Origin of the sequence: Nocardioides sp. 31GB23, assembly GCF_040012395.1 — a bacterium.
Taxonomy (GTDB): Bacteria; Actinomycetota; Actinomycetes; order Propionibacteriales; family Nocardioidaceae; genus Nocardioides; species Nocardioides salarius.
In genome coordinates this window covers 1-15,592 of sequence record NZ_JBDYKJ010000033.1, presented here as the reverse complement: position 1 = coordinate 15,592, position 15,592 = coordinate 1, and the positions used below count along the sequence as shown (strand labels likewise).

General features: G+C 74.9%; 15 protein-coding genes. 9 read left to right on the top strand and 6 right to left on the bottom strand.

Annotated features, from left to right (window positions below; genetic code table 11):
• Positions 1-19: 19 nt before the first annotated feature.
• The 3 genes from ABKW28_RS12095 to ABKW28_RS12085 are packed head-to-tail and all read right to left on the bottom strand — an operon-like array spanning position 20 to position 2,945.
• Positions 20-994, bottom strand: a complete 975-nt coding sequence (locus ABKW28_RS12095) for an alpha/beta fold hydrolase (RefSeq protein WP_348609867.1) — start codon at positions 992-994, stop codon at positions 20-22.
• Positions 991-1,593, bottom strand: a complete 603-nt coding sequence (locus tag ABKW28_RS12090) for a TetR/AcrR family transcriptional regulator (RefSeq protein WP_348609864.1) — start codon at positions 1,591-1,593, stop codon at positions 991-993. Before ABKW28_RS12090 ends, ABKW28_RS12095 begins: the two co-directional genes overlap by 4 nt.
• Positions 1,590-2,945 carry an NAD(P)-binding domain-containing protein gene (locus ABKW28_RS12085; protein ID WP_348609862.1) on the bottom strand — a complete coding sequence of 452 codons (1,356 nt, stop codon included), beginning with the start codon at positions 2,943-2,945 and terminating at the stop codon, positions 1,590-1,592. The genes ABKW28_RS12090 and ABKW28_RS12085 overlap by 4 nt, the downstream gene beginning before the upstream one ends.
• A gap of 138 nt (positions 2,946-3,083) precedes the next feature.
• Here ABKW28_RS12085 and ABKW28_RS12080 point away from each other — a divergent pair, with 138 nt between their 5' ends.
• Complete coding sequence (locus ABKW28_RS12080) at positions 3,084-4,481, top strand: M1 family metallopeptidase (RefSeq protein WP_348609859.1); 1,398 nt, start codon at positions 3,084-3,086, stop codon at positions 4,479-4,481.
• Positions 4,482-4,630: 149 nt separating this feature from the next.
• Here ABKW28_RS12080 and hutI read toward each other — a convergent pair whose 3' ends face one another.
• From hutI to ABKW28_RS12065, 3 genes are read right to left on the bottom strand one after another with little or no spacing between them, the layout of a single operon-like run.
• A complete protein-coding gene (hutI, locus tag ABKW28_RS12075) occupies positions 4,631-5,806 on the bottom strand; it encodes an imidazolonepropionase (protein ID WP_348609855.1) in 1,176 nt (391 codons plus the stop codon).
• On the bottom strand, positions 5,806-7,137 hold the full coding sequence (locus ABKW28_RS12070) for a formimidoylglutamate deiminase (RefSeq protein ID WP_348609852.1): 1,332 nt from the start codon (positions 7,135-7,137) through the stop codon (positions 5,806-5,808). The genes hutI and ABKW28_RS12070 overlap by 1 nt, the downstream gene beginning before the upstream one ends.
• A gap of 8 nt (positions 7,138-7,145) precedes the next feature.
• Complete coding sequence (locus ABKW28_RS12065; protein WP_348609849.1) at positions 7,146-8,366, bottom strand: allantoate amidohydrolase; 1,221 nt, start codon at positions 8,364-8,366, stop codon at positions 7,146-7,148.
• A gap of 61 nt (positions 8,367-8,427) precedes the next feature.
• On the opposite strand from ABKW28_RS12065, the gene ABKW28_RS12060 reads away from it, so the two are divergent.
• The 8 genes from ABKW28_RS12060 to ABKW28_RS12025 all read left to right on the top strand — a co-directional run bounded on the left by ABKW28_RS12060 (position 8,428) and on the right by ABKW28_RS12025 (position 15,516).
• Positions 8,428-9,048, top strand: a complete 621-nt coding sequence (locus ABKW28_RS12060; protein ID WP_348609846.1) for a nitroreductase family protein — start codon at positions 8,428-8,430, stop codon at positions 9,046-9,048.
• Between the two features lie 148 nt (positions 9,049-9,196).
• Positions 9,197-10,564, top strand: coding sequence for a M20/M25/M40 family metallo-hydrolase (locus ABKW28_RS12055; RefSeq protein WP_348609843.1), 1,368 nt, complete (start codon positions 9,197-9,199; stop codon positions 10,562-10,564).
• Positions 10,561-12,018 (top strand): MFS transporter, encoded by a 1,458-nt coding sequence (locus tag ABKW28_RS12050; protein WP_204797228.1) that lies wholly within the window; start codon positions 10,561-10,563, stop codon positions 12,016-12,018. Before ABKW28_RS12055 ends, ABKW28_RS12050 begins: the two co-directional genes overlap by 4 nt.
• Before the next feature lie 60 nt (positions 12,019-12,078).
• Positions 12,079-12,444, top strand: coding sequence for a hypothetical protein (locus ABKW28_RS12045; RefSeq protein WP_348609840.1), 366 nt, complete (start codon positions 12,079-12,081; stop codon positions 12,442-12,444).
• A gap of 52 nt (positions 12,445-12,496) precedes the next feature.
• A complete protein-coding gene (locus ABKW28_RS12040) occupies positions 12,497-12,829 on the top strand; it encodes a hypothetical protein (protein ID WP_348609837.1) in 333 nt (110 codons plus the stop codon).
• Positions 12,830-12,883: 54 nt separating this feature from the next.
• Positions 12,884-13,462, top strand: coding sequence for a DUF1992 domain-containing protein (locus tag ABKW28_RS12035; RefSeq protein WP_348609834.1), 579 nt, complete (start codon positions 12,884-12,886; stop codon positions 13,460-13,462).
• An 82-nt stretch (positions 13,463-13,544) separates the two neighbouring features.
• Complete coding sequence (locus ABKW28_RS12030; RefSeq protein ID WP_193668334.1) at positions 13,545-14,648, top strand: CoA ester lyase; 1,104 nt, start codon at positions 13,545-13,547, stop codon at positions 14,646-14,648.
• 1 nt (position 14,649) lies between these two features.
• Positions 14,650-15,516 (top strand): CoA ester lyase, encoded by an 867-nt coding sequence (locus tag ABKW28_RS12025; RefSeq protein ID WP_348609829.1) that lies wholly within the window; start codon positions 14,650-14,652, stop codon positions 15,514-15,516.
• The last annotated feature ends 76 nt before the right edge of the window (positions 15,517-15,592 follow it).

Here is a 15,592-nt window from a genome sequence, read left to right as displayed (position 1 = left end):
ACCCCCGGCATGTCGAGGGTCAGCGGTCGTCGGCCCGCTCCGTGGACGCCTCCGGCGCCAGGTGGCGGGTCAGGAAGTGCACCTGGTGGGCGAGCGCGGGGGCGAAGAAGTCCTTGCCCGGCCAGACGTCGAAGTGGTCGCCCGGGTAGTGCCGAACCTCCGCCCGCCCCTTGACCGCCGCCTTGGCCGCGGCGTGCGGCGGCGCCAGCCGGTCGAAGTCGGCGATCTGCACCAGCAGCGGGCAGCCGACCTGCTTGGCCTGCTTGACCGGGCGGTGGCTGCCGAGCTCGAGGGCCACGGCGGCATCGACCTCGTTGCGCCACGACGGGCCGGCCAGGGCCAGGTAGTCGTCCTTGCAGCCCGGCAGCGTCAGCGCGCCCTGCTGACCGGGGTCGGCGACGACCGGCACCATCACCGGGCCGCGCCGGGAGCCCAGGGCCCGCGAGCGCACCCCGTCGACGGTGGAGCGGGCCAGGGTCAGCGGCGAGTGGTGGCGCAGCGCCAGCCGGCCGGCCGCGGCGCCGTCGACCAGCGGGGTCAGGGAGACCACCGCGGCCACGTCGTCGCGCCCGGCGGCCACGCTCAGCACGTGCCCGCCGGCGAGCGAGACCCCCCACAGCACCAGGCGGGCGGGGTCGACCCCGGGCAGCGCGGCCGCCGCCCGGCAGGCCGCCGCGAAGTCCTCGAGCTGGCCGGTCACCGACACCCGCTGGCGCGTCGACCCGCCCGAGAGCCCGAAGCCGCGGTAGTCGAAGGCCAGCACGTCGAGCCCGGCCGCGGCCAGGCCGTCGGCGAAGGGCAGCAGGCCCGAGTCGACGGTGCCGGCGAGGCCGTGGGCCATCACCACCACCGGGCGCCCGGCGGGGCCGGCCAGGTCGTCGTGGGCGGCCACGACGTGGGTGGCCACGCACTCGTCGCCGCCCGAGCGGAAGCGCACCTCGCGGTGGCCGGCCGCACGCGCGGCGGCCTCGGGGCTCAGGGTCGTGTCGGTCATGACGTCCTTCCGTAGATGGAGCGCAGCCACACCGCGACCACGCCCTCGACCAGCTCCTCGCGCCCCAGCGGCCCGCCCAGGGCCACCCGCTCGAGCATCCGGTCGTTGAGCTCGAGCAGCACGCTGGCCAGGGTCGGGGCCGGTACGCCGCCGGGCGCGCGGCCGGCGGCCCGCTCCGCCTCGATCATCGCGGCGACCACGGGCACGAACGACTCGCGGTCGGCGTCCCACAGCTCGCGCACCGCCGGGCTGGAGGCGCGGGCCTCCAGGGTCGCGCGGCACAGGTGCTCGTGGCGGTCCCAGCTGGCGAAGAGGCCCCGGATGGTGGCCTCGATCCGCTCCTGGGGGGTGCCCTCGCCGGTGAGGTGCGCCGCGGCGGCCGCCGTGTCGTCGTACATCTGCTCCATCAGCGCCGCGACCGCGGCGGCCTTGTTCTCGAAGTAGAAGTAGAACGCCGAGCGGGTCACCCCGGCGCGCCGCGAGATCTCCGAGATGTTGATGGCCTCGAGCGTGGAGTCCTGCAGCAGCGCGTCGAGGGCCCCGAGCAGCGCCGTACGCCGCTGGTCGCCGCGCGGGGTCGCGGTGTCCAGGGCGTTCACCGGGCTCCCGCGAGCACGCCGCCGCCGAGACGCTCGGCGCGCCGCAGGCCCGCCGGGATCTCCTTGGTGCGCATGTCGTGCTCGTAGATGAAGTAGTCGAGCTGCTGGGTGTGGCGGGGCCGGTCGAGCACGTGGCCGGTGTACTTCTGCTGGTCGGCGTCGATGACCTGCTCCATCGTGGCGACGTCGGGCAGCCGGTAGCGGCCCACGGCGTACGCGCCGAGCAGGCGGGCCTGGCACTCCACGAAGGGGAACAGCGTCGGCGTGGACTGCGCGAGACCCATGAAGACCAGGTCGTCGCGACCGGGCAGGAACATCCGCTTGAAGAGGCGGATCTGGTTGCCGGGGGCGCTGACCACGTCGGGGTCGAAGAACGGGAAGGTGATGTTGTAGCCGGTGGCGTAGACGATGACGTCGAACTCCCCCGACGTGCCGTCCTCGAAGTGCACGGTCGAGCCGTCGAGGCGCGAGACGTCGGGCCTGGGGGTGACGTCGCCGGAGCCCAGCCGCAGCGGCAGCTCGACCGACTGGGTCGGGTGCGCCTCGAAGAACTTGTGGTCGGGCTTGGGCAGCCCGTAGAGCTCGGGGTTGGACCCGGCCATGAACTGCATCTTCTGCAGCACCTTGCGCTGCCACGACAGCGGCAGGTACGGCGTGGTCACGTAGTACTTGTCGGCCGGCAGCCCGCCGGTGTACTTCGGCACGATCCAGGCGCTGGAGCGGGTGGAGAGGGTGACCTCGTTCTGCAGGCTGCGGCTGGAGAGCTCGACGGTGATGTCGGCGGCGCTGTTGCCCAGGCCGACCACGAGGATGCGCTTGCCGGTGAAGTCGAGCGGGTCGCGCGGGTCGACGTAGTGGTGGGAGTGGATCTCGGTGCCGGTGAACTCGCCGGGGAAGTCGGCCATCCGTGGATCCCAGTGGTGGCCGTTGGCCACCACCAGCAGGTCGACGTGGCGCTCCTCGCCCGACTGCAGGCGCAGGTCCCACCCGCCGCCGGGGGCGGGGTCGGCGTGCTCGACGCCGTTGCGGAACTCGATCGGGTCCAGCAGGCCGAACGCCTCGGCGTAGGAGTCGAGGTAGGCCTTGACCTGCGTGTGGTGCGGGAAGTCGGGGTAGTCCTCGGGCATCGGGAAGTCCTTGAAGGACAGCCGGTGCTTGGAGGTGTCGATGTGCAGCGAGCGGTAGGCGCTGCTGTGCCCGTTGGGGTTGCCGAAGGCCCAGTTGCCGCCGATCCGGTCGGAGCTCTCGTAGCAGGTGTAGGGCACCCCGTAGTCGCCGAGCATCTTGCCGGCGGTCAGCCCGCTGATGCCGGCGCCGATGACGGCGGTGGTCGGCAGGGTGGATGCGGGCACGGGGCCTCCCGGGCTAGGAGCGGTGCCGGCCGGACTGACCGGCCGGTGTGACGCGGGCCACGTTAGGGCGGTGAGTTGACACGCGTCAACAGAATCGTGCGACCCCCCTGCTCGCCCGCCCGGCCGTACGCTTCGCCCGTGCCCACCTCCCCGCGCCGGCGCGCGCGCCTGGCCTCGTCGCTCGCCCTCGCACTCGGGACGGCCGTGGCGCTGCTGCCGGCCGCACCGGCCGGGGCGCGGCCCGCCGGCGACACGCTCTTCCCCGACCAGGGCAACAGCGGCTACCAGGTGCGGGTCTACGACGTGGCGATGGACTACCAGCCGCTGACCAACCGGGCCACGGCGCGGGTGCTGGTGCGGGCGCGCGCCGCACGGACCCTCGACTCCTTCCACCTCGACTTCTCGGGGCCGCGCGTCACCGAGGTGCTCGTCGACGGCGTCGCGGCACGGCACCGGCGCACGGGCGCGCACGAGCTGGTCGTCACCCCCGCCGAGCCGGTGCGCCGGGGCCGGTTCACCGTCGCGGTGTCGTGGCGGGGCGAGCCGCCCGAGCACACCGACGCCGACGGGAGCACCGAGGGCTGGGTGCGCACCTCCGACGGGGCGGTGGCCCTGGGCGAGCCGGTGGGCGCGATGACCTGGCTGCCCTCCAACAACACCCCCGGCGACAAGGCCCGCTTCCGCTACGCGATCACGGTGCCGACCGGCTACGAGGTGGCCGCCAACGGCGACCTCGTCGGGCGCGACGAGAGCGCCACCTCGACGACCTGGCGCTGGGACGCGCGCGACCCGATGGCCACCTACCTGGCGATGGTCGCGATCGGGCAGTTCGACGTGCACGAGTCGACGACGACCTCGCTCGACGGGCGCACCATCCCCATCTGGTCCTTCACCGATCCCACCACCGGGTCGGCGGCCGAGGCCCGCGCGGCGCTGCCCGAGATCATCGCCTTCAACGAGCGGCTCTTCGGGCCCTACCCCTTCACCTCGGCCGGCCTGGTCGTCGACGACGCCCGCGTGGGCTACGCGCTCGAGACCCAGACCCGCGCCTTCTACCCGCCGGGCGCGGCAACCACCTCGACGGTGGTCCACGAGGTCGCCCACCAGTGGGTCGGCAACGCCGTGACCCTCACCGACTGGCACGACATCTGGCTCGCCGAGGGCTTCGCGGTGTACGCCGAGTGGCTCTACGCCGCCGAGCACGGCGGCCCCCGCCCCGGGCAGCGCTTCGACGCGCTCTACGCGCGCCCGGCCTCCGACGACCTCTGGAGCCCCGCCCCGACCCGGTTCACCGACAGCGCCGACCTCTTCGGGGAGCCGGTCTACCTGCGCGGCGCGATGACCCTGCACGCGCTGCGCCAGCGGGTCGGCGACGACGACTTCTTCGCGATCCTGCGCGCCTGGGTGCGCCGCCACGACGACGCCAACGTGCGCACCCGCGACCTGGTGCGCCTCTCCGAGCGGGTCTCGGGCGAGGAGCTGAGCGGGCTGTTCCGCGAGTGGCTGGTGCGCGACGGCAAGCCGCGGGGCTACTGACCGGGCGCGTCCCTCGTGCGCGGGGCGCGACCGTGGCGCCTCGTCAGCAAGCAGGTCGTAGTCGAACGGGCACAACGACCCTTGGCGCCGCGCGCTCCCGCGGAGCGCCGGGGTCCGGACGGCCGGACACGGGCGTTGTGCCCGTTCGGCTACGGCAGCGCGACGCCGCCGCGGTAGACCGCGCGCACCAGCGGCACCCCGGGCCGGTAGGCCAGGTGCACGTGGCTGGGGGCGTCGAGCACGACCAGGTCGGCGCGCCGGCCGGGCACCAGCGCGCCGACGTCGTCGCGGTCGAGGGCCCGGGCGCCGCCGAGCGTGACCGCGCGCACCGCCTCGGCGGGCGTCATCCCCATCTCGCGCACCGCCAGCGCGACGCAGAACGGGATCGAGCTGGTGAAGCACGAGCCGGGGTTGCAGTCGGAGGCCAGCGCCACCTCGACGCCGGCGTCGAGCAGCCGGCGCGCATCGGGGTAGGGCTGGCGCGTCGAGAACTCCACCCCGGGCAGCAGGGTCGCGATGGTGCCGCTGTCGCGCAGCGCGTCGACGTCGGCGTCGTCGAGGTGGGTGCAGTGGTCGACGGCGACCAGCCCGAGCTCGCAGGCCAGCTGCACGCCCGGGCCGGGGCCGAGCTGGTTGGCGTGCAGCCGCCCGCGCAGGCCTGCGGCCGCGCCCGCCGCCAGCACCGCGCGCGCCTGGTCGGCGTCGAAGGCGCCCCGCTCGCAGAAGGCGTCGATCCAGCGGGCGTGCGGCGCCGCCGCCTCGAGCATCGGGCCGGTGACCAGGTCGACGTACGCCGCCGGGTCGTCCGCGTGCTCGGGCGGCACCACGTGGGCGCCGAGGAAGGTCGTCTCGTCGGTGAGCTCGCGGGCGACCGCGAGCGAGCGCGCCTCGTCGTGCACGCTCAGGCCGTAGCCGCTCTTGATCTCGACGGTGGTGGTGCCCTGGCGCCGCATCTCGGCGACCAGCCCGGCGGCGTGGGCCAGCAGGTGCTCGTCGGTGGCGGCGCGCGTGGCGGCCACGGTGGTGCGGATGCCGCCGGCGGAGTAGCTCTCGCCGGCCATCCGGGCCGCGAACTCCGCCGACCGGTCGCCGGCGAAGACGAGGTGGCTGTGGCTGTCGACGAAGCCGGGCAGCACCGCGCGCCCGCCCAGGTCGACCGCGGCGTCGGCGGCCGGCGCGGCGGCGGCCGCCCCGACCCAGGCGACGCGGCCGCCCTCGACGACGACGGCCGCCGCGGGCACCAGGCCGAGCGGGTCGGCCGCGGTGGTGCGGGCCGGGTCGTTGGTGGCCAGCTCGGCGATGCCGGTGAGCAGCAGGGAGGTCATCAGGCGTCCTTCCACAGACGGTCGATGGCGGCGGCGAGGTCGCGCCCCACGTCGGGGGCCCGGTCACGGGTGTGCACGAGCCGGCCGTCGGCGACCACGCGGGTGACGTCGGCGCCGGTCGCGGCGAAGACGGCCGTGTGCTCGTCGGCGCCGGTGCCGGCGGTGCGGGGGCTGCTGGTGTCGAGCGTGACCAGGTCGGCGCGGGCCCCGACGGCGATCCGGCCGGCGTCGGCGAAGCCCAGCGCGTCGTGGCGCAGCCCCGCCTCGAGCAGCTCGGCGGCGGCCCAGTGGCCCCGGCTCTCGGCGACGAGCCGCTCGTCGAGCTCGACGGCACGCATCTCCTCGAGCAGGTCGACCACGGCGTGGCTGTCGGAGCCGAGGGTCAGCGCGCTGCCGGCCTCGTGCAGCGCCCGGCTCGGGCCCACGCCGTCGCCGAGGTCGCGCTCGGTGGTGGGGCAGAAGCAGGCGTGCGTGCGGCTGGCGCCGAGGGCCAGCACGTCGGCGTCGTCGAGGTGGGTCGCGTGCACGGCGCTGGTCAGCGGGCCGAGCACCCCGGCGTCGGCGAGCACCTGCGTGGGCGAGGCGCCGTACGCCGCGCGGCAGGCGTCGTTCTCGGCGCGCTGCTCGCTGAGGTGCACGTGCAGCGGGCGCCCCCGGGCCGCCTCGACCACGGTCGCCAGCTGCTCGCGCGGCACCGCACGCACCGAGTGCACCGCCGCCCCGACGACGACGTGGTCGGCACCGGCCACCGCCGCGTCGAGCGCCTCGACGCGCTGCGCCCACCGCTCCGCGTCGCCGTCGCTGTAGCGCAGCTGCGCACCCTCGACCGGCGCGCCGAAGCCCGAGGAGAGGTAGCAGGTGTCGAGCAGGGTGATCCGGATCCCCGCTCGCCGCGCCGCCTCGACCAGCACCAGCCCGGTCTCGTTGGGCTCGGCGTAGGCGCGCCCGCCGGGCGCGTGGTGCAGGTAGTGGAACTCCCCCACCGTCGTGATCCCCACCGCAGCCATCTCGCGGTAGAGCGCCGTCGCCAGCTGCAGGTAGTCGTCGGGGTCGAGCCGCTGCGCCAGGTCGTACATCTGCTCGCGCCAGGTCCAGAACGTGCCGCCGCCGCGCTGGGTGCGCCCGCGCAGCGCCCGGTGGAAGGCGTGGCTGTGGTTGTCCGCCAGGCCGGGGAGGGTCAGGCCGGGGACCCGCTCGACCCCCGGCACGCCATCGGCGGCGGGCTCGACCCGGGTGAACCGGCCGCCCTCGACCTCGACCAGCACGTCGTCCTGCACCCGGCCCGCGACCCACGCCCGCTCGAGCAGGTACGCCGTCACGTGCCCACTCATCGGCCCCGTCACGTGCACAGCCGCTCGAGGGTGTCGGCCAGCGCGTCGACGCCGGCCAGGCAGTCGGGCAGCTCGGCGTGCTCGGCCGGGGAGTGGGAGACGCCGGTGGGATTGCGCACGAAGAGCATCACGGTCGGGATGCCGGCGGCCGACAGCACGCCGGCGTCGTGGCCGGCCTGGGTGGGCAGCACCGGCCAGTCGGCCCCGGAGTGGTCGGCGGCGACGCGGCGGGCGAGGTCGGGGTCGAAGAGCACGAGGCCCGAGACCGACTCGGCGACCACCCGCACGGTGGTGCCGTCGGTCTCGGCGCGCCGGGTCGCGGCCTGCTCCAGGGCGGCGACCAGGTCGCTCACGGCGTCCTCCGACTCGGCCCGGGCGTCGAGCCAGGCGGTGACCCGCGAGGGCACCGCGTTGGTGCCGTTGGGCACGACCTCGACCCGGCCGAAGGTGGCGCGCGAGCCGCGCAGGCGGGCCTGCTCGTCGGCGGCCAGCGCGGTCGCCGCGTAGGTCAGCATCGGGTCGGCGCGGTCCTGCATCCGGGTGGTGCCGGCGTGGTCGGCGGTGCCGGTCAGCTCGAAGCGGTAGCGCCCGTGCGGCCAGATCCCGCTGGCCACCCCGATGGCCCGGCCCAGGTCGACCAGGGCCCGGCCCTGCTCGACGTGCAGCTCGACGAAGGTGGTCACCCCGGCGAGCAGGTCGGGGTCGGCGGGCCCCGGCCCGGGCAGGCCGGCGGCCTCGAGGGCGTCGGGCAGCGCCACGCCGTCGCGGTCGCGCAGCTCGCGGGCCCGCTCCCACGACGTCGATCCGGTCAGGAGCCGCGAGCCCAGGCAGGCCAGCCCGAAGCGCGAGCCCTCCTCCTCGACGAAGACCGAGACCCCGACCGGGCGGGCCGGCACGACGCCGCGCTCGCGCAGCCGGTCGATCGCCGCGAGCGCGGAGACGACGCCGAGGGGGCCGTCGTACGCCCCGCCGTCGAGCACGGAGTCGAGGTGCGAGCCGGTGAGCAGGCGCTCGTCGGGGCGGGTCGCGTGCTCCTCGCCCCACCAGCCGACGAGGTTGCCCAGGCCGTCGCCCACGACGCGCAGCCCGCGTTGGGCGCAGGCCTCGACGAACCAGGAGCGCAGCTCGCCCTCGGCGCTCGCCCACGGCTGGCGGAAGTAGCCACCGCTGGCGGCCGAGCGGCCCACCGGCGCCAGCGTGCCCCACATCGCCTCGAAGTCATCGGCCACCGGGCCACCCGCCTCTCGCCTCGCGCTGCTCGTGCCCCGACCGGTCGCCATACTCGACCCCATGGAGTTCCAGGACGTCGTACGCCGCCGCCGCATGGTCCGCGACTACGCCGACCGGCCGGTCGCGCGCGAGCAGGTCGACCGGATGCTCGACAACGCCACCCGCGCGCCCAGCGCCGGCTTCAGCCAGGGCTGGTCGTTCCTGGTGCTCGACACCCCCGACGACGTGCGCCGCTTCTGGCGCGCGACCTCCGACGACGTCGACGAGCCGGACCGCTGGCTGGCGGGGATGATGCGCGCGCCGGTGGTGGTCGTGCCGTGCAGCAGCCGCGCGGCCTACCTCGAGCGCTACGCCGAGCCCGACAAGGACGGCACCCGCCGGCGCAACGGCGCGCCCGCCGGCGACCCGTGGACGGTGCCCTACTGGCACATGGACGCGGCGATGGCCAGCCTGCTGATCCTGCAGACCGCGGTCGACGAGGGCCTGGGGGCGTGCTTCTTCGGGCTGCCGCCGCACCGGGAGCCCGAGGTCCGTGAGGAGTTCACGGTGCCCGACGACGTCGACCCGGTCGGGGTGATCACGATCGGCCACCGCGCCGAGCGCACCGGCGCGAAGGGCTCGCCCGCGACCCGCCGGCGCCGACCCGTGGACGAGGTCGTGCACCGGGGCGGCTGGGCCTGACCCGGCCGGGAGAGATGGGGTGGGGGGCACGCCCCCAGTCCAGCCAGCGCGGCCCCGCGGGTCAACGACCCGCACCGCCCCTGCTGTCTCGGATGCGAGACCTGACGTTCCGCCCCGGCGGGCCCGCCCGGACGCGTAGCCTGCGCCCGTGACCTTGAGGGAGGGCGCGGAGCACTCGCGCGCGGTGGGCAAGCTGCAGGCGCTCGTGCGGATCCCGACGGTGAGCCACCGCGACCCCGCCCTGGTCGACACCGCCGCCTTCGACGACTTCCTCGCCGAGCTCGAGCGGCAGTTCCCGCTGCTCCACCAGCACCTGGACCTGACCCGGGTGCACACCCACGGCCTGCTGCTGCACTGGCGCGGCGCCGACGACGCGCGGCCGGTGGTCCTGATGGCCCACCTCGACGTGGTGCCCGTCGAGGGCGAGTGGCAGCACCCGCCCTTCAGCGGCGCGATCGCCGACGGCAGCATCTGGGGCCGCGGCACCCTCGACGACAAGGGCTGCCTGGTCGGCGTCTGCGAGGCCGTCGAGACCCTGCTCGAGGCCGGGCACACCCCGGCCCAGGACGTGTGGCTCTCGTTCGGGTGCGACGAGGAGGTCTTCGGCCACGCCGCTCCGCTCGCGGTCGACGAGCTGCGCCGGCGCGGCGTACGCCCGTGGTTCGTGCTCGACGAGGGCGGCGCGATCGCCTCGGAGGCCTTCCCCGGCGTCGGTGCGCCGATCGGCGTCATCGGGGTGACCGAGAAGGGCACCACGTCGGTCGAGCTGCGCGCCGAGGGCCGCGGCGGGCACGCCTCGACCCCGGCCCGCAACGGCCCGACCGCGCGGATCGCGCGCGCCATCACCCGGCTGGAGAAGGCGCCGCTGCCGGCGAGCCTGCCCGCACCCACGATCGAGCTGTTCCGCCGCCTGGCGCCGCACGCGCCGCTGCCGCTGCGCCCGCTGATGGCCAACGCCGAGCGGCTGCGCCCCGCGCTGACGCGGGTGCTGCTGGCCGCCGGGCCCGAGACGGCGGCGATGGCGCGCACCACCGCCGCGGTCACCACGCTGTCGGGCTCCCCCGCCCTCAACGTCATCGCCGGCACCGCCAAGGCCGGGGTCAACCTGCGGCTGATGGTCGGCGACACCGTCGAGGAGGTGCTGGCCCACGTGCGGCGCACCGTCGGCAAGGGCGTCGAGGTCGACGTGCTCGAGAGCGGCGAGGCCAGCCCGGTCTCGCCGTACTCCACCGTCGACGGGCGCGGCGGTCACGCCACGGTCGACGAGGCCTTCGCCCTGCTCGAGGAGACCATCACCGAGGTCTTCCCCGACGCCGTGCCGGCGCCGTACGTGATGATGGCCGCCACCGACTCGCGCCACTTCACCGCGATCTGCGAGCGGGTCTACCGCTTCGCGCCGTTCCGGATGACCAAGGCCCAGCGCGAGTCCATCCACTCCTACGACGAGCACATCGGGGTCGAGGCATTCCTCGACGGCGTCGACTGGTACCGCCGACTCATCGAGAGGCTCTCGTGAACCGCTCCCTGCCCCCCGCCGTCCGTGGTCTGGCCACGATCGTCGGCTTCCTGGTCGTCGTCGAGCTGGCCAGCGGCGTGCTGCAGGGCTACTACACCCCGATCTTCAGCGACATCGCCGACCACCTGGGCATCCAGGACGCCGACGTCAACTGGTTCGAGGCGGCCCAGCTGCTCGTCTCGGCGCTGTGCGTGCCGCCGCTGGCCCGCCTCGGCGACCTGGTGGGCCACAAGTTGGTGCTGCTGGTCTCGACCGCGGTCACCGCGCTCGCCTCGTGGGGCGTCGCCTTCGCGCCGTCCTTCGAGACCTTCCTGGTCGCCTGGGCGCTGCAGGGCTTCTACGTCGTCTGGCTGCCGCTCGAGGTCGCGATCATCTACCGCCGCACCGCCGGCTCGGGGCGCCAGGGCGTGCTGACCCGCCGCTCGGCCGCGGTGCTGGTCGGCGCCCTCGAGCTGGCCGTGATCATCGGCGCGCTCACCTCGGGGATGCTCGTGGAGCGCACCTCGATGACGGTGCTCCTGTCGCTGCCGGCCGTGGTGGTCACCGCCTGCCTGCTGATCATCTGGGTCGGCATCGACGACACCCCCGGCGAGGCCACCGGCGGCTTCGACTGGCCCGGCCTCGGGCTGGTCACCGCCGCGCTGCTGCTGGTGATGGGCGGGCTGATCGCGGTGCGCCTGCAGGGCCCGGCCAGCGTGCTGCCGTGGCTGCTGGTCGCCGCCGGCCTGGCCGTGCTGGTCCCCTTCCACCGCGTCGAGGCCGCCCGCGCGGACCCGATGATCGACGTGCGGCTGCTCGCCACCCGCGGCCAGTGGCCCGTGCAGCTGACGGCGTTCCTCTTCGGCATCTCGGTGCTCGGCGCGCAGATCCCGCTCTCGACCTTCGCCCGCACCGACCCCGACGTCGTCGGCTACGGCCTCGGCGCCGACGCCGCGTTCGTCTCCACCCTGGTCGGCGTGTACGTCGTCTTCCTCGCGGTCGGCGCCTTCACGCTGCCGCTGAGCGCCCGCCTGCTCGGCCCCCGCGGCGCGCTGGTGGCCGGGGCGCTGCTGGTCGCCCTGGGCTACGGGCTCTTCCTGCCGCTGCACGACTCCACCACCCAGACCTTGGTGAACATGGCGATCGCGGGCGTCGGCTCCGGGGCCCTGGTCGCGGCGCTGCCGGCGACCGCGGCGGCCGCCGCGCCGCCCGACCGCACCGGCTTCGCGACGGGGATGACCAACGCGACCAAGACCGTGGGCGGTGCCTTCGCCAGCTCGGTCTTCGCGATCGCCCTGGCCTCCACCGGCTCCCTCGACGAGCCGGGCGCCGGCCAGGCCCCGCTGTCGGGCTACCTCACCGTGTGGGCCATCTGCTCGGTCTCGGCGGTCGTCGCGGCCGCGGTGCTGCTGATGATGCCGCGCACCTTCGAGGACGTTCCCGAGACGCCGGTCGAGGCCGTGCCGGTGCCCTGAGCACCGATCTGGGTACGCGGGCTCACGACTGGAGCCGTCGACGCGGGGCAGGCTGTGCCCATGAGCTCCCCCACCGGCCCCGCCCCGACGTCGTACGGCGCCACGGCGGCGGTCGCCACCTCGCCGCGGGTCGCCACGGCGTACCGGATCGCCGCCCGGGTCGTGCTGGGCCTCAGCGCCCTCGCGACGGTCGGCGTGGTCGCCCTGTGCGTGGCCGGCGCCACCGACCCGGGCGGCTACGCCGGCTTCTGGTACCTCTTCGCCATCCTCCTGGCGGCGCCCGCGCTCGTGGCGCTGGCGCTGCTGTGGGCGGCGCGCTGGCTGCGGCCCCGCGCCCCGAGGGCCTCGCTGGCGCTGGCCTGCGTCGCGGCCGCGGGCATGACGTGGCTGGCGTTCGGCGCCCTGGCCGTGCTGTGGCCGTTCTGACCGATCTCCCGCAACGACCACGCCGGCGGAGCCCGGAGAGCAGGATGTGCCCATGACCACCGACCTCGCGCCCCGAGCGGTCGCGCCACGTCCCTCGGCCCTGATCTGGCTGGCGCGCGTCGTGCTGGCCCTCGACCTGCTCGCCCTGGTCGGCTGCCTGGTGCTGGCCACCCTCTCCTGGAACGACACGAGCTCCTCGACGGCCTCGCTGGGGGTCGCGGTCGCGGTCGTGCTGGCGGTCCCGGTCCTCGTCTCCGCGGCGCTGGTCGTCCGCGCCCGGCGGGTGCGGCTGCGCACCGACGCCTGGACCCTGGTGGTCCTCGGCTCGGTCATCACCTTCGGCCTCCTCGGCCTGGTCTGCCTGCAGCTGCTCCTCGGCTCCTGACCACCCGCCCGCCTCGGGCGGGCTGCCTATCATCGGGGCGAGGGAGGTGGCGACATGTCCGAGGAGCCCCGCCGCCGCGCCGACGCCGCGCGGCCCACCGACGAGTCCCAGGCCGCCGACGAGGTCGAGCGCCGCAAGCGCAGCGGCGAGAGCATCGCTGCCGCCCGGATCGCCAACCAGGCCACCTGGGTCGACCAGCAGGTGCGGGTGGCGATGGCCAAGGGCGAGTTCGACGACCTGCCCGGCAGCGGACGCCCGATCAAGGACCTCGGCTCCGAGCACGACCCCGACTGGTGGGTCAAGCGCCTCGTCGAGCGCGAGCAGATCACCGGGGTGCTGCCCCCGAGCCTGCAGCTGCGCAAGGACGACGCCGAGCTCGACGCCCACCTCGACACCCTCGCCGTCGAGCGCGAGGCCCGCCGCGAGGTCGAGGACTTCAACGCCCGGGTCATCCGCGCCCGCTACACCCCCGCCGACGGCACGCCGCCGCTGATCACCATGCCCCGCGACGTCGAGGCCACCCTCGCCGCCTGGCGCGAGCGGCGTACGGCGCGCGCGGCCGCCGCCCGCGCCCAGGTGCAGGCCCAGGCCCCGGCACCCACCACCCGCCGCCCCTGGTGGCGCCGCCGCTGACGCTCGTGCGGCCGCCTGGACCACCCGCCGCTGTCAGATCCGTCATACCCACGGGTAATGCTTCGCTGCTACTTTCGCGCGCATGCCCAGCTCGAGCCGCAGCGCCAAGGACTTCTTCCGCCCCCTCGCCGTGGGGGCACCGACCCCGCCGAGCGAGATCCCGGCCCGCCCCAGCCGGGCGATCCACTTCTTCGACCCCAGCAACGCCAAGATGGCGGCGAAGGTCCCGCAGATGGTCGGCACCGTCGACGTGCTCCTCGGCAACCTCGAGGACGCCGTCAAGGCCGACAACAAGGAGGCCGCCCGCGACGGCCTCGTGCAGATCGCGACTGACACGGACTTCGGGCCGACGCAGCTGTGGACCCGCATCAACTCGCTCGACAGCCCGTGGGTGCTCGACGACCTGACCACGCTGGTGCCGGCGATCGGGCACAAGCTCGACGTGATCATGGTGCCCAAGGTGCAGGGCGCCGAGGACATCCACTACGTCGACCGCCTGCTGGCCCAGCTCGAGGCCAAGGCGGGGCTCGAGAAGCCGATCCTGGTGCACGCGATCCTCGAGACCGCGCGCGGCGTGGCCAACGTCGAGGAGATCTGCGGCGCGAGCCCCCGCATGCAGGGCCTCTCGCTGGGTCCGGCCGACCTGGCCGCCGACCGCCGGATGAAGACCACCCGCGTCGGCGGGGGCCACCCCGGCTACCTGGTGCGCCAGGACCCCGACGGCTCCGGCGAGGAGGCGGTCAACGCCGCCCGCACGACGTACCAGCAGGACCTGTGGCACTACACGATCGCCCGCATGGTCGACGCCTGCGCGATGCACGGCATCTACCCCTACTACGGCCCCTTCGGCGACATCGCCGACGTGGTGGCCTGCGAGGACCAGTTCCGCAACGCCTTCCTGCTCGGCTGCGTCGGCACCTGGAGCCTGCACCCCAAGCAGATCGCGATCGCCAACCGCGTCTTCAGCCCCAGCGTCGAGGACGTCACCCACGCCCGGCGGGTCGTCGCCGCGATGGGCGACGGCACCGGCGCGGTGATGCTCGACGGCAAGATGGAGGACGACGCCTCCCTCAAGCAGTGCCTGGTGATGGTCGAGCTCGCCGAGGAGCTGGCCGCGATCGACCCCGACCTCAAGAAGCAGTACGACGCGATCACCCTGGGCGACCAGCCCGGAGAGAAGGCCTGACATGACCGACGTGACCCCGCTGCGCAGCGTCCTCTACATGCCCGGCTCCAACGAGCGTGCGCTCGAGAAGGCCAGGTCGATCGCCTGTGACGGACTGATCCTCGACCTCGAGGACTCCGTCGCCCCCGACGCCAAGACCGCGGCGCGCGACCAGGTGGCCGCGGCCGCCTCCTCCGGCGCCTACGGCCGACGCACCGTGGCCATCCGGGTCAACTCCATCGGCACCGAGTGGCACGACGACGACATCGTCGCCGCCGCCCAGGCCGGCCCCGACGGCGTCGTGGTGCCCAAGGTCAACAGCGCCGACGAGGTGCGCGCGCTCGTCGCTAGCCTCGAGAAGGCCGGCGCCCCCGACCGCACCCGGCTCTGGGCGATGGTCGAGACCCCCGAGGCGATCTTCAACGTGCGCGAGATCGCGGCCGCCTCCGACCGCCTCGCGGTGCTGGTGATGGGCACCAACGACCTGGTCAAGGAGCTGTACGCCGAGCACGTGCCGGGCCGCGCGCCGCTGCTGACCTCGCTGTCGCTGAGCCTGCTGGCCGCCCGCGCCGCGGGCGTGCAGATCCTCGACGGCGTCTACAACGACGTCAAGGACGCCGAGGGCTTCCTCGCCGAGTGCGCCCAGGGCCGCCAGATGGGCTTCGACGGCAAGACCCTGATCCACCCCGGCCAGGTCGCGCCGGCCAACGAGCAGTTCGCACCCTCGGCCGAGGCGGTCGAGGACGCCCGCGGCCTGATCCAGGCGTGGGAGGACGGCCAGGGCACCGGGGTGGTGACCTACAAGAACAAGATGGTCGAGAACCTGCACGTCGAGTCGGCCCGGCGCACCCTGGCCATCCACGAGGCCGTGCAGGCGCTCGAGGCCTGAGCCGGCGGCGTACGCCCTCAGCCGCCGTCGGGGCGCGCCCCCCCGCCCCCCCCCGCCGCCCGCCGGGAGGGCGCCT

Bases quoted from the DNA above. Each gene is read 5' to 3' on its own strand.
- ABKW28_RS12095 (WP_348609867.1), bottom strand. From the start codon at position 994: ATGACCGACACGACCCTGAGCCCCGAGGCCGCCGCGCGTGCGGCCGGC.
- hutI (WP_348609855.1), bottom strand. From the start codon at position 5,806: ATGACCTCCCTGCTGCTCACCGGCATCGCCGAGCTGGCCACCAACGAC.
- ABKW28_RS12070 (WP_348609852.1), bottom strand. From the start codon at position 7,137: ATGAGTGGGCACGTGACGGCGTACCTGCTCGAGCGGGCGTGGGTCGCG.
- ABKW28_RS12060 (WP_348609846.1), top strand. From the start codon at position 8,428: ATGGAGTTCCAGGACGTCGTACGCCGCCGCCGCATGGTCCGCGACTAC.
- ABKW28_RS12045 (WP_348609840.1), top strand. From the start codon at position 12,079: ATGAGCTCCCCCACCGGCCCCGCCCCGACGTCGTACGGCGCCACGGCG.
- ABKW28_RS12040 (WP_348609837.1), top strand. From the start codon at position 12,497: ATGACCACCGACCTCGCGCCCCGAGCGGTCGCGCCACGTCCCTCGGCC.
- ABKW28_RS12035 (WP_348609834.1), top strand. From the start codon at position 12,884: ATGTCCGAGGAGCCCCGCCGCCGCGCCGACGCCGCGCGGCCCACCGAC.
- ABKW28_RS12030 (WP_193668334.1), top strand. From the start codon at position 13,545: ATGCCCAGCTCGAGCCGCAGCGCCAAGGACTTCTTCCGCCCCCTCGCC.
- ABKW28_RS12025 (WP_348609829.1), top strand. From the start codon at position 14,650: ATGACCGACGTGACCCCGCTGCGCAGCGTCCTCTACATGCCCGGCTCC.